Annotated in this window: 22 protein-coding genes; 4 read left to right on the top strand and 18 right to left on the bottom strand. The window is 67.1% G+C overall.

Annotation, left to right across the window (positions count from 1 at the left end; genetic code table 11):
• Positions 1-82 precede the first annotated feature (82 nt).
• The 8 genes from prfB to AC1DB8_RS04310 form a co-directional block, all read right to left on the bottom strand.
• Entirely contained in the window at positions 83-1198 is a 1116-nt protein-coding gene (gene prfB / locus AC1DB8_RS04345) for a peptide chain release factor 2 (RefSeq protein WP_476892265.1), read from the bottom strand.
• Between the two features lie 89 nt (positions 1199-1287).
• Positions 1288-1698, bottom strand: a complete 411-nt coding sequence (locus AC1DB8_RS04340; RefSeq protein ID WP_476892304.1) for a pilus assembly protein TadG-related protein — start codon at positions 1696-1698, stop codon at positions 1288-1290.
• A 56-nt stretch (positions 1699-1754) separates the two neighbouring features.
• Positions 1755-2192 (bottom strand): hypothetical protein, encoded by a 438-nt coding sequence (locus tag AC1DB8_RS04335; RefSeq protein ID WP_476892264.1) that lies wholly within the window; start codon positions 2190-2192, stop codon positions 1755-1757.
• The gene (locus AC1DB8_RS04330; protein ID WP_441417855.1) at positions 2173-2565 is read right to left on the bottom strand and encodes a TadE family protein; all 393 of its coding nucleotides are present in this window, start codon (positions 2563-2565) and stop codon (positions 2173-2175) included. The genes AC1DB8_RS04335 and AC1DB8_RS04330 overlap by 20 nt, the downstream gene beginning before the upstream one ends.
• A 75-nt stretch (positions 2566-2640) precedes the next feature.
• A complete protein-coding gene (locus AC1DB8_RS04325) occupies positions 2641-2889 on the bottom strand; it encodes a hypothetical protein (RefSeq protein ID WP_441417854.1) in 249 nt (82 codons plus the stop codon).
• A 169-nt stretch (positions 2890-3058) separates the two neighbouring features.
• A complete protein-coding gene (locus AC1DB8_RS04320) occupies positions 3059-3991 on the bottom strand; it encodes a type II secretion system F family protein (protein ID WP_476892303.1) in 933 nt (310 codons plus the stop codon).
• Between the two features lie 5 nt (positions 3992-3996).
• Entirely contained in the window at positions 3997-4851 is an 855-nt protein-coding gene (locus tag AC1DB8_RS04315) for a type II secretion system F family protein (RefSeq protein ID WP_476892263.1), read from the bottom strand.
• 25 nt (positions 4852-4876) lie between these two features.
• On the bottom strand, positions 4877-6127 hold the full coding sequence (locus tag AC1DB8_RS04310) for a CpaF family protein (protein WP_476892262.1): 1251 nt from the start codon (positions 6125-6127) through the stop codon (positions 4877-4879).
• A gap of 268 nt (positions 6128-6395) precedes the next feature.
• Between AC1DB8_RS04310 and AC1DB8_RS04305 the strand changes: the two genes are divergently transcribed.
• Entirely contained in the window at positions 6396-8771 is a 2376-nt protein-coding gene (locus tag AC1DB8_RS04305) for a GH25 family lysozyme (protein ID WP_476892261.1), read from the top strand.
• Positions 8772-8860: 89 nt separating this feature from the next.
• On the opposite strand, the gene AC1DB8_RS04300 is transcribed toward AC1DB8_RS04305, so the two are convergent.
• From AC1DB8_RS04300 to AC1DB8_RS04260, 9 genes are all read right to left on the bottom strand, one after another.
• Positions 8861-10102: a hypothetical protein gene (locus tag AC1DB8_RS04300; protein WP_441417291.1), complete on the bottom strand. Its 1242-nt coding sequence runs from the start codon at positions 10100-10102 to the stop codon at positions 8861-8863.
• A 133-nt stretch (positions 10103-10235) separates the two neighbouring features.
• The gene (locus tag AC1DB8_RS04295) at positions 10236-11417 is read right to left on the bottom strand and encodes an acyltransferase family protein (protein ID WP_476892260.1); all 1182 of its coding nucleotides are present in this window, start codon (positions 11415-11417) and stop codon (positions 10236-10238) included.
• A complete protein-coding gene (locus AC1DB8_RS04290) occupies positions 11410-12861 on the bottom strand; it encodes a polysaccharide biosynthesis protein (RefSeq protein ID WP_476892259.1) in 1452 nt (483 codons plus the stop codon). Before AC1DB8_RS04290 ends, AC1DB8_RS04295 begins: the two co-directional genes overlap by 8 nt.
• On the bottom strand, positions 12854-14005 hold the full coding sequence (locus AC1DB8_RS04285) for an aminotransferase class I/II-fold pyridoxal phosphate-dependent enzyme (protein WP_476892258.1): 1152 nt from the start codon (positions 14003-14005) through the stop codon (positions 12854-12856). The genes AC1DB8_RS04290 and AC1DB8_RS04285 overlap by 8 nt, the downstream gene beginning before the upstream one ends.
• Before the next feature lie 22 nt (positions 14006-14027).
• Entirely contained in the window at positions 14028-15035 is a 1008-nt protein-coding gene (locus tag AC1DB8_RS04280) for an SDR family NAD(P)-dependent oxidoreductase (protein WP_441417287.1), read from the bottom strand.
• A 5-nt stretch (positions 15036-15040) separates the two neighbouring features.
• A complete protein-coding gene (locus AC1DB8_RS04275; protein ID WP_441417286.1) occupies positions 15041-16096 on the bottom strand; it encodes a sugar phosphate nucleotidyltransferase in 1056 nt (351 codons plus the stop codon).
• A 4-nt stretch (positions 16097-16100) separates the two neighbouring features.
• The gene (gene neuC / locus AC1DB8_RS04270) at positions 16101-17261 is read right to left on the bottom strand and encodes a UDP-N-acetylglucosamine 2-epimerase (RefSeq protein ID WP_476892257.1); all 1161 of its coding nucleotides are present in this window, start codon (positions 17259-17261) and stop codon (positions 16101-16103) included.
• 1 nt (position 17262) lies between these two features.
• Entirely contained in the window at positions 17263-18315 is a 1053-nt protein-coding gene (locus AC1DB8_RS04265; protein ID WP_441417284.1) for an N-acetylneuraminate synthase family protein, read from the bottom strand.
• Positions 18312-19034: an LbetaH domain-containing protein gene (locus AC1DB8_RS04260; RefSeq protein ID WP_476892256.1), complete on the bottom strand. Its 723-nt coding sequence runs from the start codon at positions 19032-19034 to the stop codon at positions 18312-18314. Before AC1DB8_RS04260 ends, AC1DB8_RS04265 begins: the two co-directional genes overlap by 4 nt.
• A 36-nt stretch (positions 19035-19070) precedes the next feature.
• Between AC1DB8_RS04260 and AC1DB8_RS04255 the strand changes: the two genes are divergently transcribed.
• Genes AC1DB8_RS04255 through AC1DB8_RS04245 form a run of 3 tightly spaced genes read left to right on the top strand, consistent with a single transcriptional unit; the run spans position 19071 to position 21809 of the window.
• On the top strand, positions 19071-20162 hold the full coding sequence (locus AC1DB8_RS04255) for a Gfo/Idh/MocA family protein (protein ID WP_476892255.1): 1092 nt from the start codon (positions 19071-19073) through the stop codon (positions 20160-20162).
• Between the two features lie 55 nt (positions 20163-20217).
• Positions 20218-21018, top strand: coding sequence for an acylneuraminate cytidylyltransferase family protein (locus tag AC1DB8_RS04250; RefSeq protein WP_476892254.1), 801 nt, complete (start codon positions 20218-20220; stop codon positions 21016-21018).
• Complete coding sequence (locus AC1DB8_RS04245; protein WP_476892253.1) at positions 21015-21809, top strand: SDR family oxidoreductase; 795 nt, start codon at positions 21015-21017, stop codon at positions 21807-21809. The genes AC1DB8_RS04250 and AC1DB8_RS04245 overlap by 4 nt, the downstream gene beginning before the upstream one ends.
• 25 nt (positions 21810-21834) lie before the next feature.
• On the opposite strand, the gene AC1DB8_RS04240 is transcribed toward AC1DB8_RS04245, so the two are convergent.
• A complete protein-coding gene (locus tag AC1DB8_RS04240) occupies positions 21835-22866 on the bottom strand; it encodes a hypothetical protein (protein WP_476892252.1) in 1032 nt (343 codons plus the stop codon).
• Positions 22867-22882: the final 16 nt, after the last annotated feature.

Genomic DNA, 22882 nt, shown 5'->3' with positions numbered 1-22882 from the left:
GCACAGGGGCCGGAGCACGGGGGCGTGTCGCGGGATTTGGGCCCGGCGGGCCGGTTATGGCACGGGCCGCCGGGGCGCCTTGCTAGTCTTCGGCGTTGCGGTTGTCGGTCCGCCAGCGGATGCCGGCGTCGATGAAGTCGTCGATCTCGCCGTCGAACACCGCCGAGGTGTTGCCCACCTCGTGCTCGGTGCGGAGGTCCTTGACCATCTGGTACGGGTTGAGCACGTAGGAGCGCATCTGGTCGCCCCAGGAGGCCTTTACGTCGCCGGCGAATGCCTTCTTCTCGGCGTTTTCCTGCTCCTTCTTGAGCAGCAGCAGGCGGGACTGCAGCACCCGCAGCGCCGCCGCGCGGTTCTGCAGCTGCGACTTCTCGTTTTGCATGGACACCACGGTGCCGGTGGGGATGTGGGTCAGGCGGACGGCGGAGTCCGTGGTGTTGACCGACTGGCCGCCCGGGCCGGAGGAGCGGAAGACGTCGACGCGGATCTCGTTGTCCGGGATGTCGATGGAGTCGGTCTGCTCGATCAGCGGGATGACTTCGACGGCGGCAAAGGACGTCTGGCGCCGGCCCTGGTTGTCGAAGGGGCTGATCCGGACCAGCCGGTGGGTGCCCGCCTCGACGCTCAGCGTGCCGTAGGCGTAGGGCGCCTTGACCTCGAAGGTGGCGGACTTCAGCCCGGCTTCTTCGGCGTAAGAGGTGTCCATGATGGTGGTCGGGTAGCCGTGGCGCTCGGCCCAGCGCAGGTACATCCGCAGCAGCATCTCGGCGAAGTCCGCGGCGTCCACGCCGCCGGCACCCGCGCGGATGGTGACCACGGCTTCGCGTTCGTCGAACTCGCCGGAGAGCAGCGTGACCACCTCAAGGTCCTTGAGGGCCTTGCGGATCGATTCGAGTTCCGCGGCGGCCTCCCCCATCGAGGCGGCGTCGTCCTCGTCCTGGCCCAGTTCCACGAGGACTTCCAGGTCGTCGATCCGGGCGGCCAGCTTGTTCAGCCGCTCCAGTTCGGACTGCTTGTGCGAGAGCTTGGAGGTGATGACCTGCGCGGCCGCGGGGTCGTCCCAAAGGTTCGGCTCGCCGGCGCGCTCGCTCAGTTCGTCGATGTCTTCCTTCAGCGCATCGACGTTCGAAACGTTCTCGATCGAGGCGTAGGTGGCGCGCAGCGCGCGGATTTCTGCGGGAAAATCAATGTTTGCCATGGTTTTTCAAGCCTACGCTATCCGCCGCGGACGCCCCGGCCCGGTGGTCGCGCCCGGGAGCCTCGCCCGGGCCCGGGGCTTGCGTGCGGTCAGCGCGTCAGCCGGGACCGCGCCGTCGACGTCGCCTCGATCCGGATGCCGTCCGGGACCAGGAAGTTCACGATGGGCGGGTGGACGGCGGCGCTGAGGACCACGACGGCGGTGGACCCGTCGGGACTGCCCGTCGCGGGGCCGACGGCCAGGCCGCTGAACCTGGCGAAGGCGCCGTTGCGGTTCAGGTAGTCGGCGGCGGTGCTGCGCACCCGGCTGCCGCTGAGGACTGCGGTGGGGCTTCCGGAGGAGCTTTGCAGCTGCCCCAGGGTGAAGCTGTCCGCGGCCGCCACGGAGGCCCCGTCCGCCAGCGACAGCAGTTTCTTGTGTTCGATGTAAACGTTGGACGCAGCCGCGACCACAGTGGTGACCAGCAGGGCAAGCAGTACATAGCCGATGATCAACACCATCAACTGGCCGTCCTCACCGTCCTGGCGTCCCGCCGACCCGACGGCCGGGTGGGTGGTCACCGGAACCGCCCAACGATCTGCGTGGCGGAGGCACTGAGCCGGCCGGCGTCGAGCCTCAGGGTGTCGCTGAACGGCACGAACGGCAGCGGCACCGCGAGTCGCACGGTGACGGTGACGGCGGATCCGGCAGCGGTGCAGTCGGCGGGAACGCAGCTGGTTTCCAGGCTCGCGTTTTCCGCCGGCTGCCCGTAGTCGGCGAGCGCCAGCTGCACGGCTTGTTCCGCGGCGGCCCGGCCGCTCGCGGCGTCGGGCTGGGCAACGTAGACCTTGGCTGCTTGGTCCGCTGCGCCGACCACCGCGAAGGAGCCGCCCTGGAGCTGGCCGATCGTGATGATGAAGTAGACCACCGGCACCATCAACAAGAGGGACAGGAAGGTGAATTCGATGACGGCGCTCCCCCGCTCGGCATCGTCGCTAGGGCTGGATGGCGGCATGGCCTTTCACCTCCAGTAGTTCGCGGGGGCCGATCAAGCCGATGACAGGAAGCGGTGCGCGGACAGTTACCTCCAGTGTGCGGATGCCGGCGTAGGTGGTCTCCGCGGTGCTGACGTCCCGGGCGAACTCCGGCGTGAGCGCCACCCCGATCAGTTGCGTGGTGCGTTCCTTGGCGTCGGCGGCGCCGCGGTCCGCCAGGGTGCCGTACCGGGCGCCCGAAGCCGCGGCATCGATCAGGGTATTCCGGACGTGCAGGACGAGGGCTAGCTGGATGATGCCCAAGAAGAACAGCGTGAGCAGTCCGCCGACCAGGACGAAGTCGACTACGGCTGAGCCGCGTTCCCGGCCGGCGGGACCGGCGGCGTCCTGGATGGCGGGACCGACACACTGGTCGGCGGGGCCGACACACTGGTCGGCGGGGCCGCGGCCGCCGGCTGCATACACCGCCTACTGCCCGACTTTTTGCATGGCCTGGTTGAAGAGCCCCTCCAGCGCGGGGCCTGCGAGCGCCAGCAGTGCGGCGACCAGCACGGCCGACATCAGGGTGATCATTACCCAGCCTGGGACATCCCCGCGCTCCCCGAGATCCCGGCTACCGTGCGCCCGCCCGCTCTGCCGGCCGGGGTGTTTGCCTGGCTGTTTGCTCGGCTGGATTCCTGGCTGTCTTCCTGCGGCCGCGGAAAGCCACAGCAGTATGGCCGCCGTGTGAGCCAGTAACAACGTGCGGATACCAATACTCTTCACCGTTTCCCCTTTGTGTTTTGAATGTCGCAGTCGAGCTGCGCTGCTTGCCCCTGTTCTGATGCGGTTACTGCCCTACTGCTTACTGCGTACGACCCCTCCACGTCTTGCTCAGAGGTCTTGCTCAGAGTCCCAGGCTGATGGCCGCCAGCCCCGGGAAGACGGCGAACACCACGGTCAGTGGCAACACGCCGAAGACGAGCGGAACCATCATGCCGATCTCCTTCCGGCCGGCGGACTCCATCAGTTCGCGCTTGGCGGTGTCGCGCACGTCCTGGGCCTGGGCGCGCAGGACTTCCGCCAGGGGTGTCCCGCGTTCCACCGCGACGATCAGGCCGTCCACGAACCGGACCAGCGGGCCCAGCTCGGTTCGTGACGAGAACTCCTGCAGGGCATCCGCCAATGGCTTCCCGGCCCGGGTATCGGCCAGGACCCGGGAGAGCTCCTTTGACAGCTCGCCCTGCGTTCGGCGGCCTACCCGGTCCAGGGCGCCGGTGGCGCTCTCGCCAGCACTGACCGCCAGGGCCATAAGTTCGGCCACGCTGGGGAACTCCGCCATCATCCGGGCCTCGCGCTTCTTGACCTGCGCCCCCAGCACATAGTCGCGGAAGAGGAACCCGGCCAGGCCGGCGCCGACGACGATCAGCACGGCGAAGAGCGGATTGAAACGACCCATTGCTCCTCCCAGCAGCACGATTCCCGCCGCCCCCACGAAGCCGCCGGCGGCCCAGAGCAACTGCTCCGCGCGGAAATCCACCGACGATTTGCTGCTGCCGGCCCGGGCGAGCCTACGGTTGAGCGCCGATGAACCCGGGTTCAGCCTGCCCAGCGCTCGGACCCCGTCCCGGATCACCGGGCGCAGGATCCGTTCGAGCGGGCCAAACGGCGTGACGTTGCCGGCAGCCGTGCGCAGCAGTCGGGATTCAAGGTTGTGGGATCTCAGCTGCGGCCCGATGCGCTCCGCGAAGGTCATGGGCCGCATGAACGGAAGCCGCACCAGGAACAGCCAGAGGCCTGCACCCAGTACTGCGCCGCAGACCACCGCGCTCGCCATCATCCCGTTCACCGGAGTACCCGCTCGTCCTGCGGGAGGGCACCGATTCGCAGCATGACGGTGTAGGAGAACAACGAGACCAGCAGGCCGCCGACCAGAACCACTGTGCCGACGGGCGAGTTGTAGGCGGCCACGGCCTCGGGCCGGCCCGCCATCAGCACGAGGACAATCCATGGAGCGGCCACGGCGAGGCGGGCGGCGTTCACCGTCCAGGATTGCCGGGCTTCCAGCTCGCTGCGGGTCCGGGCGGTTTCCCGCAGGAATTCGGCGAGCGTGCCCAGCAGGCGTCCGAGGTCCGATCCGCCTACCTCCCGCGTCAGCCGCAGTGCCTCAACGATCCGGTCAGCAACGGGATCAGCAAGTCTCTCCTTCAGCCGGTCCAGGGCGGGATCGAACTGGCCGCCGGACCGGTAATCCGCGCCGAAGTCGCGGAACAACTGCCGCAGCTCGGACGGCCCCTTCTCGCCCAGTTGAATAAGTGCCTCCGGCAACGACAAGCCCGCCCGGATGGCCGAGCGCAGGTGGTCGACGACGTCGGGCCACAGCTCGCGGAGGAGGGCCGTGCGTTTGCGGGCGCGCCATTTGACGATGCCCAGCGGGAGCCAGGTCCCGAACAGCCCGAAGCAGCCGGAAATCGGCCATGACCTAGTGCCCGCAAAGAACACAAGAGTCACGAAAGCACCGACGCCGAGACACGTCGCGAGCAGGCCCAGCCGGCTGACCTTTTCAATGCCGGCGGACCGCAGGAGGTCCTCCAGCCGGCTGACCCGGGGCCGGCGCCTGGCTGCGTGGGGGCGTTCCCAGGCGGACCACCAGACCAGCAGCAGTCCGGCTCCCCCGAGCACCCCCAGCAGCGGCGCCATCAGCGCGGCTCCAGCAGCGGCGCCATCAGCGCGGCTCCAGCAGCGCCGCGACGTCGAACCCGGAGCGGGCGAACTTCTCGGCAGCCGGCATGGAATTCGCCTGCGGTTGGAGCTTCCCGTCGAGCATGTCGAACACCATCGACGACTCGATGATGCCGTTCTCCACCCTGCGACCCAGTGAAAGGATTTCCGTGACTTGGCGCCGGCCGCCCGGTTGACGGCTGCAGTGGACCACCAGGTCGATGCAGGACGCCACGGTCGGGACGACGAAGGCGCTCGAGATATTGTCCCCCGCCAGCAACGGCAGCGTGCAGATCTTGGTCACCGCATCATGGGCCGAATTTGCGTGGATCGTGCACATTCCCGGCATGCCGGAATTCAAGGCAATGAGCATGTCCAGGCTTTCGGCCTCGCGGACCTCGCCGACCACGAGCCGGTCCGGCCTCATCCGGAGGGCCTCCTTGACGAGCCGGCGCATGGGGATCTCGCCTTCGCCCTCCAGGTTGGGCTGCCGGCACTGCAGTCCGACGACGTCGCGCAGCGGGAACTGGAGTTCAAAGATTTCCTCCACCGTGACGACCCGCTCGCGCGTGCCGATGCTCGCGGCCAGGCAATTGAGCATGGTGGTCTTACCGGCCTGCGTAGCGCCCGAGACCAGGATGTTGAGCCCGCTTGCCACGGCGGCGCCGAGGAAGCGGGCCGACTGCGGGGTGAGGGTGCCCAGTTCCACGAGGTGTTCGAGCCGGCTGGCCTTGACCACGAATTTGCGGATATTAACCGCCCAGTGCCGCCGCGTCACGTCGGGGATGACGACGTGGAGCCGCGAGCCGTCCGGCAGGGCCGCGTCTACGAACGGGGAGGAAATATCCAGCCGCCGGCCGGAGCTCTTCAGCATCCGCTCCACCAGGTTGCGCACCTGCTGGTCCGTCAGGGCGATGGATGTCAGCTCGGATTCACCGTTGCGCGCAACGAAAATTTCATCCGGGGCGTTGAGCCAAATCTCTTCGATGGCCGGATCGTCGAGCAACGGCTGCAGCGCCCCGAATCCCGCCACGGCATCGAAGACAAATCTCCGGGCCTGCTCCAGCGGGCCGATGGGCGGAAGCGGTGCGAGCAGCGCACGCTCGTCGTAGTCGCTGATGGCCTCCTCCACGAGGCGGCGGACTTCCCCGCTTTGCCGCAGCGGATCAAGGCCGCGGCGACGGATCAACTCACGGACTTCGTCCTCGATGATGCGCACAGCTTCCACGGTGCCCCCAACATGACCGCTACCCATCCCCCTGGGGCAGTGCAACTGGGTTAAAGCTAGAGGCGCCCGGGCCGACGGACAAGGGCGCGGCCGGATCTATGTGGAAAACAGATTCTCCGATTCATAACAATTGCCTCACTAGTAACACGAGGCACTCTGGTTCACGCTTGGCGGCGGTGTTAGGGTGGGCGCGACAAGTCAGACATTCTCACATCCCGGACAGCTGCCTCCTGCATGGCACCCGGGCGTGGGATCACTATGACACTGCCATGAGCGTGTTGTTCCGGAGCGGCAAATGAAACGGACCCAACTTCCACCCCTGAGCCTTCTCGGCAGCCGGATCGGAGCCGTGCTTCTGGCCGCCTCCCTGCTTGCGCTCCCGGGACTGGTGCCGCCCGCCGCCGCCGTCGAACCGACACCCGCGACAACCACAACGGCGACACCGGCGCCCACGGCGAGCACGCCGGCCCCGCCCGCCTCCCCAACACCGGCCCCGGCCACTCCGTCGTCGTCGTCCTCGGCAACACCGTCGCCGTCTCCGAGCACCGCGCCGGTGGCCGTCGACCGGACATCCGAGGCCTACCGTGCCGCCATGACGGCGGCCACCCGCTCAGGCGGAGCGGAAATGGGCGAGGCCGGACGTTCCGCCGCCGCGGCCACCGGGGACAAGGCCACCACCCAGGCGCTGGCGACTGAGGGCACCTGGACGCCGACGTTCGGCATCAAGGGCATGGATGTCAGCCAGCACCAGCCCTCGATTAACTGGCAGCAGCAGTGGAACCTGGGTGCCCGGTTCGTCTACATCAAGGCAACCGAGGGGAACTACTACACGAACCCGATCTTCTCCACCCAGTACAGCGGATCGCGGGCCGTCGGCATGATCCGGGGCGCCTACCACTTCGCCAACCCGGCTGCGTCGTCCGGGGCGGACCAGGCAAGGATCTTCGTGCAAAACGGCGGGGGCTGGTCCAACGACGGTTACACCATGCCGCCGGTGCTCGACTTCGAGGGCAACCCCTACGCGGGCCAGACCATCAACGGTTACTACCAGGGCAACGCCTGCTATGACATGTCCCGCGCGGCCCTGACCGCCTGGGCAAAGGACTTCAGCAACACCATGAAGTCGCTGACGGGTCGGCTCCCGGTCATCTACACCGGCAACTACTGGTGGAAGGACTGCGTCGGAAACCCCCTCGGCTTCGGCGACAACCCGCTCTGGCTGGCCTCCTACCCGATCTCGGCCTCCAACGACGCCGGTCCGATCCCCGCGAGCTGGTCCACCTACAGCATCTGGCAGTTCAGCAGCACCGGACCGTTTGCCGGGGACTCGAACGTCTGGAACGGTTCCACGGCCCAGCTGCAGTCATTCGCCCGCGGAACTGTCGGCTCCAACGGTGCAATCGACGCCAAATGGGTGGCCACCGGCGGTGCAACAGGGCCGCTGGGTGCAGCCAAAACGACCTCGGAGATCTGCGGGCTCGTGGGCAACGGCTGCTACCGCGCCTTCACCAACGGCAACATCTACTGGACCTCCGCGACGGGGGCGCATCCGGTCACCGGAGCCTATTGGACTGCCTGGGGCAAAGCCGGATGGCAGACAGGAATCGGCTACGCCACCAGCGACGCCATCTGCCCCACCACCACAACCACGTGCCACCAGACCTTCCAGGGCGGCAACGCCTACAACACCCCCGGCGTGGGGACGTTTGTCGTGAAGAATTCCTACATGCCCGCCTGGAAAGCAGCAGGCTGGCAAGACGGCATCGGGTACCCCAAATCCAACGAGAACTGCGGGCTTTACGGCGGCGGCTGCTACCAGGAATTCACCCGCGGCAACATCTACTGGTCCGCCGCCACCGGCGCCCATGCCGTGACCGGCGACTTCTGGGCGGCGTGGGGGCGGGCCGGCTGGCAGACCAAGATCGGCTACCCCACCAACGACGTCACCTGCGGGCTTTATGGCGGCGGCTGCTACCAGTCCTTCAGCAACGGCAACATTTACCAGTCATCCGCCACGGGAGCCCACGCGGTGACCGGAGCCTTCTGGAATGGCTGGAAAGAGGTCCGCTTCCAAACAACCATCGGCTACCCCACCAACGAGGCCGTTTGCGGGCAGTACGGCGGCGGGTGCTACCAGACGTTTGCCGGCGGCACCATCTACTGGAGCTCCGCGACCGGAGCCCACGCCGTCACCGGCGAGTACTGGAAGGGCTGGCAGCGCGCCGGATTCCAGCCGAAGATCGGCTACCCCACGGGGACCGTCAGCTGCGGACTCTACAACGGCGGCTGCTACCAGCCCTTCACCGGCGGCAACATCTATTGGAGCGCCGCCACCGGAGCCCACGCCGTCACCGGCGCCTACTGGAAGGGGTGGGGTGAAGCAGCCTGGCAGCGCGGAATCGGCTACCCGAAGGGTTCGGTGGTCTGCGGACTTTACGGAAGCGGCTGCTACCAGCCCTTCAGCGGGGGCAACATCTACTGGACGGCGGCGAGCGGCGCCCACGCCGTGAACGAACCATACATGAGCCAGTGGCGCGTGGCCGGCTGGCAGATGGGCAAGCTCGGTTACCCCACGCAGGCCGCAATCTCCTACGCCGGGTACAAGACAGTTCGTTTCCAGGGAGGGACAATGACCTGGACCGCGTCCGGCGTCAAGGTGGCCTACTTCTAGGCGAAGATCCCAGAGTCGACGGGAATGGCCGGGCGAAAGTCATTGGACTTTCACCCGGCCATTTCCATCTTTGCGGCAGGGCGCCCGGGCTAGATCGGGCTTCCGCTCCCCGCCAGGTGCTGAGGTGACCTCTTCCGTTGCCGGACCCGATCAGTCACCGACCTGGCCAGCAAGCCTATGCCAATGGCGACGCCGACCCAGAGGCTGGAGCCCAGGCGCTCTGCCTGCGTGTAAACCGGGTGTCCGACGACGCTGAGGATTCCGTAGAGGGACAGCGCCACTCCAGCCCACCCGGCCGGCGGCAACAGTTTCTCGCGCATGGCGCGCACGTATCCCCACACACCCACAACGAAGACAAGGAGATACGCAGCGTTGGCCGGGAGATCCATCAGGAACCTCCACAGGAAGTCGCCCTCCAGCACGATCAGCAGGCTGAACGGATCGTCCACCGGCGGGTGCCGGAAGTGGTCGGTGAAGGTGTCCTGCAGGCTCTCGTTGAGGCCCGGGAAGCCAAACAGTCCGTTGACGGCCAGCGAGGTCACGATCAAGACCGTGGCGATGACGATGCCCAGGCGTATCTGGCTGTAGCGGCGGTAGGTCTTGAAGATCAACAGGCCGACGCAGACCAGCAGGAAACTCAGGCATAGCAGCACGGCGGAGGAGTACTTGAAGAAAAACACCAGTCCCAGACCGAGCACCAGCAGGGCCGTCCCCCGACCCCGGGAGCCCCGCAGTACGTGGGCCATGCCGATGGCCATGACCAGGGCGGAGGCAAGTGTCGGACCCTCCGCCAGCAGGGCGACACCGTGCGGGATGCTGGCGGGCAGGGCGTAGAAGGCGGCCTGGACCAGGAGGGACGGCACCAGGTTGAGCCCGGCCATCCGTGCCAGCCGGGCCATAAGCAGCCCTGCGATGGCTGTTCCGGCGACGGCGACCAGCCACATGCCCTCACGCTCGCCGAGAAGCCGCATGAAGGGAATCGACAGGAGCGGGAAACCCACCCTTGGGGTGAAGATGGCCTGGTACTGGGGGTTCCGGTCCACCCAGCCGATCACCGGGCCGCGGCCGGCAACGGTCTTGGTGATGCAGTTCTCGAGGGTCCCCTTGTAGGGCACGGACGGGTTTTTGCAGAATTCCGTGAAGGCGTGCAGCCACGCCTGGTCCGAGGGGATGCCCTGCAGCTGGTCGGCGATTCTGATGTACTGGACAGTGTCGCCCCAGACGACGCCGGGCCCCATGAGCATGACCGCCAGGATGAACAACAACGCGAGGCCGGCATGCGCCGAGCCGTGTTGCAGCCGGTATTTCCAGACACTAACGTGGTCGGTCACGATCATGATCCCCAAACAACTAGCAAGCCGATATCAGTCTTCAGGGTGATCCTGGAAATCCCCCACACGAATAGTACCTTCGTTGAAGATCCAATCCGGCTCGCCGCCCGGGTTGTTACCGCCGCATCCGTTCCTACCTGAGCAGGCGTGCTTTCAGGAACTTTCCCACCTTGTGGAAGTGCCGTTCCACCAGGAGGAAGTAGCCGTAGGCCAGCACATTGCTGACCACGAGCGCCAGCGGAATCAGCTGCCACGCACTGAGGCGGTCGTGCAGGTAGAACCAGAGGTAGGTGATGACCGAGAAGTGGATCAGGTACAGCGAATAGCTGAAGCTGGACAGGAAGACGCTGGCCTTGTTAAACCACTGGGTCGCCGGAGCCGGCCGCGCACCATCAAAGTTCGGCGCCGCCGCGGCTCGCTCCTTGCGGCCGGACAGCCAAAAGTACAGGTGGCAAAATGCCACGGAGGCGGTGCCGATGGCGCTGGCCGCATGCAGGTTTTGCCCGCCGTAATACAGGGACACCAGGAATCCTGCCGTCGCCAGGATGGCGAGCATCCCGTGGAACGAGGCCGGCAGCTTGCGCAGCTGCGCGGCAGCCATTGCATAGAGCATTCCGATGATCCAGGCGAGGGACTCGTAGCCGCCCTTCGCCATGTAGCCAACGGGAACGGCAATGGCGAACACCAGCAGGAGGGCGCTGCCGACGCCCAGTTTCATCCGGCGGATGGCCGCGAAGGCCAGCAGGCCGAACGCCACGTAGATCCACCACTCGGCCACCACTGACCAGAGCGGGGCGCCCGAACCGACCGGACCCACGCTGATCCAAGGCATCCGCAGCCAGGGCGCCAGTTCCTGGAGGATCGGGTGATTGAACAGCAGCAGGAAGTTGCCGGCAATCGTCTGCGGGCTGAGGTCGATCCTGATGAAGGGCAACTTGGTCGAGCCGTGGAGGACGAGGAAGTCGAACACGGTGATCAGGAACAGGGCCGGGACGAGCGGATAGACCACCCGCGCGATCCGGTCAATGAGGTACGAGCCGAACGTGAAGCCGGGCTGGGACTTCTTCTTGAGGACGGCGCTGGTGATCAGGAAGCCGGACAGTACAAAAAAGATGATCACGGCGAAGGACTGCATGTAGAACACCCGTTGTCCGGGGACCATGAAAATCCCGGGCACAAAGATGTTGAGCGCGTGGCCCAGGACCACCGCCTGGGCGGAAACCCCGCGGGCGAAGTCGAAAAAGATGATGGGGCCTGGGGCAGGCTTGGCCGACGGCGCTCCGGTCCGTTCCACCACTGGCGGTGCGTCAGTCAAGGATCTGTTCCTTTCGACTCTGGGCTACCGCGGTGGCGCGGCGGGCGCGGGCCCGCCAGATGATGGCGGCCGCGGCCATTACCGCACCCACTACCGCGACGGTTATTACGCCCGTCAGGATATCCCGGGGCAGGAGCAGGAGGACAGCCACGTAGGCCACCGCGGCCAGGCAGCAGGCGCCATAGACCTTGAGCGCCCAGCCACCGGCGGCGCGCCGCCGTGCAACGAGGAAATACGCACAGCCCAGCAGGAAGAACGTTGCCACGGACGCCACGGCCATGCCGACGAGGTCCCCGTGCGTCGCCGGCCACAGCGCGAGCAGCACGCCGACGCCGAGGACGGTCGGGGTGACGATGGAGAGCCACCAGGTGGCATTGTCGGCAAACAAGAGGGTGGAGGCGTTGAGGTACAGGACGTAGCCGAGCCCGATCAGAGGCATGATTTGCGCCACCGGGATCAGGCTTTCCTTGCCGCCGGCCATCACGTGCGTCACGAGGTTCGCTCCGGCGGCAGCGACAACGATGATCGCCAGCCCGGCCAGGCTCGCCGTCGTCATGGTCGAGCGCATCGTGGCGACCCTTGCGTTGCCGCGCACAGACATCAGCGCCGGGACCCAGGCGTTGTTCAGGGCGCCGAGCAGCGTCACCGTGCCGAGTACGAAAATCTGGACCTTGCCGTAGTCACCGGAGACACCATTGGCGGCCGTGAGGGCCAGCAGGAACGCCGCCCCCTGGGTCAGCAGCATCAGCGCGCCGGTATGGGGAAGGACGGGCAGGCCGATCGCGAGAGCCTCTTTGGCGGCGCCCCGGTGGGCAAAGGGCGGCGCGGGCCGGGCGACGGCGACAGAAAGCACTGCACTGAGCAGGACCAGCAGCCCATAGCCGGCCATGAAGATTTCCGGTTCCGCGCCGAAGACCAGCATGGCGGCGAGCCCGCCGACGTAGGCCGCCATCGACGAGCACAGGCTCAAGACGACGAACATGATCGCCCGGCCCTGGGCCCGGAGGATGGCCTGGGCCGCCAGCACGGCGGACTGCAGTCCCATCGCCGCCAGTGCAATGACAAAGCTCGTGGAATGACCGGCGCCCGCCGCAGCCCAGTAGACGGCGGCGGCCAGGCCGCCGACGAGAATTCCGCCCACGGTCAGCAGTCCGCTGATGGATCGGGCCTTCGAGGGCCCGTCCGGGTCGAACCAGGCCTTGGTGATGGCCAGCGGAAGGCCGGCCGCAGCCAGGACCACGCCCACCTGGATCAGCGACACGGACAGGAACAGTTCCTGCCATTTGACGTCGCTGTTGAGCACATGGAGCGCAAAAGGCTGGACGAGGAACACGCCGAGGCCCTGCATCAGGGCCCCGGCGAGGTAAAGCACCGAGTTGCGTCCCGTCCGGGAAGCCGGCTCGGCTGTCCCCGGGCGGTCGGCGCTGCCGGCTACATCATCCACCGTTGAGCTGAAGCCATTCGTGGACCCGGTCGATTACGCGCTTCTGATCGGCTTCCGTAAGCTCGGTCGAGCACGGCAGGGACAGGCCCCGGGCGAAGAGATCTTCGCCGACGGCGCCGCCCAGCAAGGGCTCGTTCTTCAGTGGCGGCTGCATGTGCAGGGGGCGCCATAGCGACCTGGACTCGATGTCCACCTCGGCCAGGAAGTCCTGGAGCTCATCCCGGGCACCCGGCCCGCGCTCCGCCGGAACCTGGATCGAGTACAGCCAGTACGTCGACTCCTGTCCGGGGAGGGTCGGCGGCGTCTGGATGGCCGTTCCGGCGAACGCGTCGTTGTAACGTTTGGCGACGGCCCGCTTGGCGGCGACGAAATCGTCGAGGCGTTCAAGCTGGGCGACGCCGAGCGCGGCTGCGATGTTGGTCAGCCGGTAGTTGAAGCCGATCTCGTCGTGCAGGTAGCCGCGGTCGGGCATACGGGCCTGGGTCGAGAGGTGCTTGGCACGGCGCGCCAGTTCCTCGTCGTCGGTGGTGAACATGCCGCCGCCGCCGGTGGTCATGATCTTGTTGCCGTTGAACGAGAACGCGCCCATGTCACCGACGGTTCCCACGTGACGGCCGGCCAGCGGGCCGGCCGTCCAGGTGGCGCCGAGCGCCTCGGCGGCGTCCTCGATCACAATGATCCCGTATTCGCGGGCAAGTTCCACGACAGCGGCGACGTCGGCAGGCTGGCCGAGGATGTGCACGATTTCGATGGCCTTCGGGAGCTTCTCCCCCGCCACCTTCCGGCGCTCAAGTTCCTTGCGGAGCAGGTCGACATCCATGCACCAGGACTCGGCATCGGAGTCGACCAGGAGCAGTTCCGCGAACTGGTACGACGCCGCGTTTGAGCTCGCCATAAAGGTGAAGTCCGAGACGGCCACCATGTCCCCCGGCTGGATGTCGGCCAGTCGCATGGCGATATGCAGCGCGGCCGTGCCCGAGGCGCAGGCCACGGCGTACTTGGCGCCAACGTATTCGGCGAAGCGGGTCTCGAACTCGCTCACGAAGCGCCCCACGGAGGAGACGAAACCGGAACTGATGGCTTCGTTCATCAGCTCCGCCTCGCGGGCGCCGATGTTGGGAATGGCTAGGGGGACTCGCGTCACGGTGTGCCTTTCTGGCGGGTGTTTAGCGGGAGTATTTCGCGGCTGCGGACGCGTCAACGCCGCGGGCCTGGATCCACTCGGCGGTCTGGCGCAGACCGTCTTCGAGGCTGACCTGGGGTGCCCAGCCAAGTTCCGCGAGGGCCTGGGAGGGGTCCGAAAGGAGGCGCATGACCTCGCTGGCCTCGGGCCGGACGCGCTCGTCCTGGGTGATGATTTCGGCAGTCGAGCCGGTGACCTTGGCGGACATTTCCACGAGTTCACCGATGGTGACGTCGTGGCCGGTGCCGAGCTGAATGACCTGGCCCTGCAGCGGGATGTCAGCCGTTGCGGCCTTGAAGAAGCCGTCCGCGGTGTCCGAGACAAAGGTGAAGTCGCGGCGCGGGGTCAGCGATCCGAGGTGGATCTTTTCGGCGCCGGCCACCATCTGCTGGAGCACGGTGGGGATGACCGCGCGGGCGGACTGCCGGGGGCCGTAGGTGTTGAACGGGCGCAGGACGACCACGGGCGTCTCGAAGGAGCTGGCCCAGGCCTCGCACAGCTTGTCCGCGGCGATCTTCGTTGCGCTGTACGGCGACTGGCCGCGGAGTTCGTTGTCGACCGTGATCGGGACAGTCTTGGGGGTGCCGTAGACCTCGGACGTGGAGGTGTTGACCAGGCGGCCGACGCCGTGGCGCCGCACGCCTTCGAGCACGTTCAGGGTTCCGACGACGTTCGTCTCCACATAGGAGCGGGGCGCCTGGTAGGAATACGGGATGGCGATCAGCGCGGCAAGGTGGAGGACGACGTCGGAGCCCTTGACCAGGTCCGAGACGAATTCCGAGTCGCGGATGTCGCCGAGTTGCAGGTCCACGGCGTCACGCTCTGCCGGGCTCAGCTCGTCCAGCCAGCCGTAGGAGCCGTTGGAGTTGTACACGCAGAGGGCGCGCACGTTGGCGCCCTCGGCGATGAGGCGCTGGGTGACGTGGCTGCCGATGAAGCCATCGGCGCCGGTAACGACCACTGTCTTGCCTTTAATGTCCTGGTAGTTCACGGCTATCACTGGCCTTTCGCTGTTGCTAGGTCTTTGGGAGTTCCGACGTCGATCCAGTCGGACTCAATGGGCCACGCGGCCACGTTTTTGGTGTCGTCGATGCAGGCTTTGACGAGGTCGGGCATGGAGAACGGTTTCATGTAGGGCACCATCGCCAGGGCCTCGGGCGAAACGGCGTAGATCCCGGTGCTGATTTCGAATTCGATGGTCGGTTTCTCCACCACCGAGCTGATGGACCGGCCTTCGCCGATCTCGAGCACACCGAAGGGCACCTGGTGCGTGTAGGGCCGGGCAGCAACTGTTACCGCAGCGTTCCTGGAACTGTGGAAGGCCAGCAAGTCCGCCGCGGAGTACCGCACCATCAGGTCAGCGTTGGTCACGATGACGGGCTCGGAAATGTCTGGCACCTCGTGGTGCAGGAGTCCGAGCGCACCGGCCGTGTTCAGCGGGGTCGCGGGATCCTCGTAAAGGTAGCTGATCTTGCAGCCGAGCTGGGAGCCGTCCCCGAGGTGGTCCTTGATCTTCTCCGCCAGGTAGGCGACGGAAACGTAGATGTTGGTAATGCCGGACTCAACCAGGCCGAGGATGATCCACTCGATGATGGTGCGGTCGGCCACGGTCATGAGCGGCTTGGGGGTGTCCTTCGTCAGGGCACCCAGGCGGGTTCCCTTGCCTCCGGCCATGATCACTGCGATGTTGCTCAGCCGCTTGCGTCCGACGATGTCGTTAAGGGTGTGCAGCCCGACGAGCGTGCCGGAGTCGTCCACAACGGGGACCTCGCTGATCCGCAGGCTGCGCATCAGGTCCAGCACCGAGGCGCGGGTGGCCTCCGGCCGGACCACGTGCGGCTCGACGTTGGCGAATTTAAGCGCCGGGGAGTCCAGCTGCGCCCCGCTGAGCAGGCCGCGGCGGATGTCGCCGTCGGTGATGACACCGCGGAGGCGGCCGTCGTCCGTGACCAGCGCAATTGCCGAAGCGCCACGGTCGATTGCTTCCAACGCCTGGCGCACGGTGGCCTCGGGGCCCACGCAGACGTTGCTCAACGGTCCCTCAATGGTCATAGATTCAACTCTCCAGCGGTAAGTCAACAAAAGCCTTGGTCAGGCCCGTGGCAAGGCTACCCACGATCACGCGTTCGATTGGCTCTGCGGAGTGGGAATCCCCGTACGGGTTGACCACGCTACGGCACATCAGGTGGAACTGCGGGCTCAGGGCCTTTTCAATACTAGCGTGAATCTCGTTCCGCTCATCCCGGCACTGCAGCACATTGGCGCCGTACTCGCGGCCCCGCTGCCGGTCACCGACGTTCACCACGGGCACGTGGAAGGACGCTGCTTCCAGGATTCCCGAGGAGGAATTCCCTACCAGTGCACGCACGGTGGCCATGACCCGGGGGTAGAGCGGGCCCAGGCTTTCGCGCACGATGACCCCCGGCAGGTTCCGCTCCCGGATCTCCTCGAGGACGGCGATGATGTCCTCCCGGCCGGCGTCGAAGCCGGGGTAGGTGAGGATGGCCGTGCCGGCCTGGGCGAGGGATTCTTCGAAGACTTGCCGGGCCAGTTCGCCGGCGTTGGTCGCCATCTCGGCGGTCGGCGGATGGTAGGTCACCATGACCAGGGGCTGAACCAGCGGAACGCCGAACTCGGCTTGGAATTCCTCACCGCTCAAGGGCACGGGATGGGCGAAACGGTCCAGCCCCGGGGCGCCCGTCTGGTGGATCCGCTCGGCGGACTCGCCCAGCTGGGCAACCCTGCGCGCGGCCTGTGCCGTACTGACGCAGTGCTGGTCCGCGAGCTTGGTCACCGCGTGGCGGACCCGTTCATCGAGGGCGCCTTCGGTGACCTCGCCGCCATGCAGGTGGATCAGGCGGATGCCGCTGATCACCACCGGCGGCAGCACGTAGAGCAGTTCCCACCGGTCCCCCAGGACGACGACGGCGTCCGGCTTGAGCTCGGGCAGCAGCTTCGCCATCCCGGCGGACAGGGCCGCGCCGGTCAGCGACTGCCGCTCGGCGGACGGTTCTGCCAGGTACAGGCCCAGTTCGTGGTGGACGAACGTGTCGGGCGACAGCCCCGCCTCCAGGAGCCGGGCGTGCGCTGTGCCGTCAGGGAAACCGATGGCGGTCGCGACGTGAAGCTCCACTGCGGCATCGGCGGCCAGGGCGACCAGCACCGGTCCCAGCGGGAAGAGATCCGCCCGTGTGCCGGCGAACGCAAGAACCTTCATCTCAGGCGATGTCCCCGCCGGTTACGGGAGAACCGGCGGCGATGGCGCGCTTGGCCTGCTGCCCCACCACGAGGGCGGACGGCGACAGCCCGCCTTCGGGGCGCAGGATGGCAACGTCGTCGGCCGTGATGACGGCACCGGCCGGGATGTCGCGGACGGCATGGAAGGAACGGCGCACCAGCGTGGCGTTGGCTTCCTCGCTGGGCATCCGCCGCTTGTTCCCGTCCCCGAGCGCGAGGTGCGCTTCCCGGACAAAGCGCACGTAGTCTGCGAATTCCGCCCGCTCCAAGGATGCCGAGTGGTCCGGGCCGTTGCGGGTCTTGTCGGTGGTGATGTGCTTCTCGAGCAGCGTGGACCCGAGGGCGGTGGCGGCGATGGCCGTCACTGACCCCGGGGTGTGATCCGACCAGCCGACCTCGACGCCGAATTCCTGGCGGAGCGCGGGGATGGCCCGGAGGTTGGCTTCTTCCAGCGGTGCGGGGTACGCAGAGACGCAGTGCAGCAGCACGGTGGCCGGAGCCTTGGCAGTCGCCTCGAGCGCCGCGGCGATTTCCTCGCGGGTGCCCATGCCGGTCGAGACGATCATCGGGATGCCGAACTCGGCGATCGCGGCGAGGTACGGAGTGTTGGTGAGCTCTCCGGACCCGATCTTGAGCCCCGGGACACCCAGTTCCGCCAGCATCAGGGCGCTGTCGTAGTCGAACGGAGTGGAAAGGAAGGTGATGCCGCGTTCGGTGCTGTGGTCCCGCAACTCGGCCCAGGCGGACTCGGGCAGCGTGAGCCGGGCCAGCATCTCCGACTGGGACTCCGAGAACCCTGCAGCCTTCTGGTACGGCGTGGTGTCGGCCGATCCGGTGACCAGGGCCTCCGGCTTGAAGGTCTGGAACTTGACCGCGTTTGCACCCGTATCGGCGGCCAGGTCGATGAGTTCATGGGCCACGGCCACATCACCATCGTGGTTCACGCCGGCCTCCGCGATGATGAAGATCTCTTCGGAAGGGCCGATGCGGTGGCTGCCAAAAGTTACGGAGCTGGAAATCGGGTCATGAGTCAATTGGCTGGACCTTTCGTAGATACAAGTCGCTGTGCGGGCACTCCCACATATGTTGTCATACCGGCCAACGGCCGCGTCGCCACCGACCCTGCCCCCAGCACCGCGAAGTCCCCCACGGAAACGCCCGGCAGGATGCGGGCACCCGAGCCTAGAAACACCTGGATTCCCGTCACGGCGGCCCCCAGCAGGACGGCCCCCGGGGCGATGTGGGTACCGGCTCCAACCACCGCGTCGTGTTCGACGACGGCGCTGGTGTTGATGACCGCAGCGTCGCCGATCCGGGCCTGCGGACCCACATGCGCGTGCTCGCAGACCTGGCTGAGGGCGCCGAGGACAGCCGTGCTGTCCACGGTCGCGCTGCTGGCAACCAGCGGAGCGGCCAGTGCTGCAAAGCGGGCCTCGGCCAGGATCGCGTCCGCAATCTTGGAGCGAATGGCGTTGTCGCCGATCCCGACGGCGATCGCGAGGGAATGCCGGGCGGCGTAGTCCAAGGCCTCACCGTCGTCCCCGAAGCAGGCGGGAGTCTCGCCGTCGCGGCCCGCGAAAGCGGCGAGGTCGGGGACAGGGCCATCCGGGCGCGCACCCGCGGTGCCGAAGGCACGGTCGCTGAGGGCGGCGATCCGTTCGCCGCGGCCGCGGATGATGGCGGCCAGGCTGCGGCTATGGCCGGAGGCGCCGATGATGAGCCATGCCGTTTCCTTCGGGGATTGCCCATCCATTTATAGTCGCAGCGCCTTTGAGAATAGAGTTGCCAGATGACCTTTTCATCATACTTGGACGATTCTAAGGTGATGGCGAGCGTCGCCACGCCTGCCGCCCGGGCCCAAGCGGGCCGCCCGCTGCGTGCCCTTGTCCGCGGTACGGGCTCCATCGGGGCCCGGCACCTGCGTGTGCTGCACAGCCTGGGGGTCGAACAACTCTTTGCGTGGCCGGTTAGGCCCCCGTCGTCGGACCCGTCCGCACGCGCCGCCGACTACCCCGCCTCGGTCCAGCTGGTCCAGGGCTACCCGGACGAACCCCTTGACCTGGTCATCATCGCCACCGACACCAACCGGCACGTCGCCGACGCCCTCGAGGCGCTGGAACACTCCCCCGCTTCGATCCTGCTGGAGAAGCCGGTCGCACCGTCCGCGGAAGAAGCGCGCGCGCTGTTGGAGCATCCGCGGGCCAACACCATCACGGTCAGCGCACCGTTGCGCTTCCATCAGGGGCTGGCACTGACGGCGGATGTTCTGCCCCTGCTTGGCCGCGTGACCAGCGCCCAGGTGGTGTCCCAGTCGTGGCTGCCCTCGTGGCGGCCGGGCCGCGACTTCCGCAGCAGCTACTCGGCCCGCAAGGACGACGGCGGGGTCCTCCGGGACCTGGTCCACGACATCGACTACCCGGCGATGCTGCTGGGCGCCCCGGTTTCCCTTAAGGCCACCCTCGGGCACGGGATCCTCGGCATCGAGGCCGAAGAGTCCGCCGATGTGCTGTGGGGCGATGGTCCCTGCGTGCACCTGCGCCTGGACTACGTCACGCCGGTTAAAACGCGCAGCATCCGGATTGCGACCGAGCAGGGGGCAATCGGCTGGGACGCAGTAAGGAACGAAGTGACGCTGGACTGGCCCGCTTCCGCGGCGGAACCCGCCGGTTCGGTCCGTGCGGCGTTCCCGGCGGACGCCGACGTCGACATTGTGCTGGCGCGCCAGTCCCTTGCGGTGCTCGAGCGGGCAGGGACCGTCACCGGCCGCTCCATGGAGGCGTTCTCCCCGGCCGGCCTGGCCGAGGGGCTGCTGGCGGTCGCAATCTGCGACGCGGCCAGGCTGGCCTCGGCGACCGGCGGAACTGAAAAGGTACTGTGGTGATACCGCAATCCGGCCACGCACCATTGCGATCACACGACGAGGTTGAGAAATAACAATGAACGAAAAACCGTCCGCGCCCCGCGTTCTTGCAGTCATCCCCGCCCGGGGAGGCTCCAAGGGATTGCCCGGTAAGAACATCCGGCCGCTGATGGGCAAACCCCTGCTGGCCCACAGCGTGGCCCTCGCCGCCCTGCTGGGAGAGAACGTCCGTTGCATCGTCTCCACCGACGACCCCGAGATCGCCGAAGCCGCCCGCGCTGCCGGCGCGGAAGTCCCCTTCATGCGCCCAGCGGACCTCGCCAGCGACTCCGCCCCGATGAGCGTTGTCCTCCGGCACGCCCTGGAGGCGATGGAGTCACTGGACGGCACCACCTACGACATGGTCCTGCTGCTGGATCCCACCAGCCCCACCCGCACACCCGAGAGCGTTAACGAAGCCATCGCGACGCTCGGCGGCAGCCCCGAACTGGACGGCGTCGTCGCGGTCTCCGAGCCGTTCTTCAACCCGACCTGGGTGGGCGTCAAGCCGCAGACCGAAGGCGGCATCGAACTCGAGCGCTACTTCGCCGAGGGCACAGGTGTGGTGCGGCGCCAGGACGTGTCCCGGTTCCTGCGCATCAACGGCAGTTTCTACGTCTGGCGGGCCGAATTCATCCGGCGGCTGGAGAAGAGCTGGTTCGACGAAGGCCGCCACGGCTACGCCGAGATTCCCGAGACCCATGCCTTCAGCATCGATGACGAGAACGAATTCCTGCTGGTTGAAGCCGTCGTCTCCGCCGGTCTGGCCCCTCTCCCCGGCTTCGACGGCGCGGGTAAGAACTCCCGCCAGACCCTGGACAAGGACCACTCAGCATGAGCAGCGCGCAGAACCTCTTCTCCCTGACCGGCCGGACCGCGCTGGTCACCGGTGGGGCCGGCCCGCTGGGGAGCGTCCTCGCGGACGCCCTGGCGGCCCAGGGCGCGGACGTCATCATCTCCGATATCCACGAGCAGGCGTGCCAGGAGGTCGCCGCGGGCCTGCACGACCGCCACGGTGTGGCCGCCCGCGGCATCAGTTCCAACCTGCTCGAACCCGACGGCACCCGGAAACTAGTCGAGGCGATTGACGGTCCCCTGGACATCCTGGTGAACAACGCCGCCTTCACCGGGACCTCCGGGGTCCCGGGCTACGCCGTGCCGTTCGAGGAACAGACGGATGAGGCGTTCGAGCTGGCGTCCTCCCTGAACCTGCGGGCACCGTTTTCGCTGGCCCGGCAGCTGGCGCCCAAGCTCGCTGAAAGCGCGGGGGCATCGATCATCAATGTTTCATCGATCTACGGCATCGTCGCGCCGAACATGGGACTCTACGAGGGAACCCGGATGGGTAACCCGGCCGCGTATGGCGCCACCAAGGGCGGCATCGTGCAGCTGACGCGCTATCTCTCCACCGTGCTCGCACCCCGAATCCGGGTCAACGCCTTCGCCCCCGGCGGCATTGCCCGCGGACAGGACAGCGCCTTCACGGAACGGTATGAAAAGCTGACCCCGCTGGGCCGGATGGCCACCGAAGACGATTTCCGCGGCGTCGTGGCGTGGCTGGCCTCGGACGCTTCGCGTTACGTGACCGGCCAGACCATCGCCGTCGACGGCGGCTGGAGCGCCTGGTAGCCCAGGCACCCCGCCGCCCCGGGCCTTAGGGCCTCAACGGCTCCACGGCCGCCATCGCCGGCAGCTTCGGCAACGGCGAGGGCAGGTGCTGCAGCGGGTGGCGGATCCAGTGCCAGGGGGAGAGCCCCTTCTCGGTTGCGTGCGCGCCTTCGGGGACCTTCTTGAGGCCGAGCACGGTCTGCGCTTTGGTCAGGGGGCCGCTGGCCCAGTACTCCAGGAAGGGAACCACTGTGTGTGCGTCCCAGCCGAGCAGCCGGGACAATTCATGCGGCGTGCGCATGTCCCCGCGGCCCAGCTCTGCTTCGGCGATCGACGTCAGCACGTGCTGGGGCGTGGACTCGTCGTAGAACTCCGGCCACAGATCCCGCATGACCAGGCCCGGATCCGCGGCGGCGTTGGCGCCCAGCCGGAAGTCCGGACCGTAGATGGCGACGTCGGCCCCGCTGACCGCTGCGTACATGATGGAGGTCGACAGCCGGTTGGACACCACACGCTTCGCGACGGACATCATCCACAGGATCCGTCCGATGAACTGCGGGTCGCGGCGGTCCCCGGCACTAACCACGTCATGGCCGGCAGAGCGCCAGGCATCAAGGATCTCGTCGTTGTGGAGATCATCAATGTGGAGGCATACCGTCGCCGGGCCCTCCTTTTCGCGGACCAGCTGCGCGTAGGCGCCGTGGTCACCGTCCACCTTGAGCAGGGCCGTCCCGTGCAGCGGAAGTACGAGGGTTCGGTCGGTGCGTTCCGGGACGGCGCCGTTGGCGCGGGCGGCGTCAAGCAGGTAGAGGTACGGGGCGCCGATGGCGTCCAGCATGGGCGTGCCGTCGCTGAAGAAGTTGCCGGCGTCGTCCGGGCTCCAGCCGCGTGAAGAGCTGGTCCAGGAAAGCCGGCGCCGGGCCGGGCCCCAGCTGGCGAAGTCGCCGAACTGGGCCGTTACAGGGCTGCTGACGGTCCATCCGTGCTGGATGAGGCCGGACACGTGGCGGAGCCTGCGCGATCCGCAGTACAGGGCAAAGACGGCCGAGTGGCCGTAGTAGTGGTTCTGGATGTCCATGGGACTGAGCGGCACC

The organism is Arthrobacter sp. 10N410, assembly GCF_056394945.1.
This window is presented reverse-complemented; position numbering and strand designations above follow the sequence as displayed.

Coding starts and splice junctions, on each gene's coding strand:
- AC1DB8_RS04275 (WP_441417286.1), bottom strand. CDS start 16,096: ATGACCATTGAGGGACCGTTGAGCAACGTCTGCGTGGGCCCCGAGGCC.
- AC1DB8_RS04250 (WP_476892254.1), top strand. CDS start 20,218: ATGAACGAAAAACCGTCCGCGCCCCGCGTTCTTGCAGTCATCCCCGCC.
- AC1DB8_RS04310 (WP_476892262.1), bottom strand. CDS start 6,127: ATGGGTAGCGGTCATGTTGGGGGCACCGTGGAAGCTGTGCGCATCATC.
- AC1DB8_RS04240 (WP_476892252.1), bottom strand. CDS start 22,866: ATGGACATCCAGAACCACTACTACGGCCACTCGGCCGTCTTTGCCCTG.
- AC1DB8_RS04335 (WP_476892264.1), bottom strand. CDS start 2,192: ATGCCGCCATCCAGCCCTAGCGACGATGCCGAGCGGGGGAGCGCCGTC.
- prfB (WP_476892265.1), bottom strand. CDS start 1,198: ATGGCAAACATTGATTTTCCCGCAGAAATCCGCGCGCTGCGCGCCACC.
- AC1DB8_RS04245 (WP_476892253.1), top strand. CDS start 21,015: ATGAGCAGCGCGCAGAACCTCTTCTCCCTGACCGGCCGGACCGCGCTG.
- AC1DB8_RS04255 (WP_476892255.1), top strand. CDS start 19,071: ATGACCTTTTCATCATACTTGGACGATTCTAAGGTGATGGCGAGCGTC.
- AC1DB8_RS04340 (WP_476892304.1), bottom strand. CDS start 1,698: ATGGTGTTGATCATCGGCTATGTACTGCTTGCCCTGCTGGTCACCACT.
- neuC (WP_476892257.1), bottom strand. CDS start 17,261: ATGAAGGTTCTTGCGTTCGCCGGCACACGGGCGGATCTCTTCCCGCTG.
- AC1DB8_RS04305 (WP_476892261.1), top strand. CDS start 6,396: ATGAAACGGACCCAACTTCCACCCCTGAGCCTTCTCGGCAGCCGGATC.
- AC1DB8_RS04315 (WP_476892263.1), bottom strand. CDS start 4,851: ATGGCGCCGCTGCTGGGGGTGCTCGGGGGAGCCGGACTGCTGCTGGTC.
- AC1DB8_RS04260 (WP_476892256.1), bottom strand. CDS start 19,034: ATGGATGGGCAATCCCCGAAGGAAACGGCATGGCTCATCATCGGCGCC.
- AC1DB8_RS04320 (WP_476892303.1), bottom strand. CDS start 3,991: ATGATGGCGAGCGCGGTGGTCTGCGGCGCAGTACTGGGTGCAGGCCTC.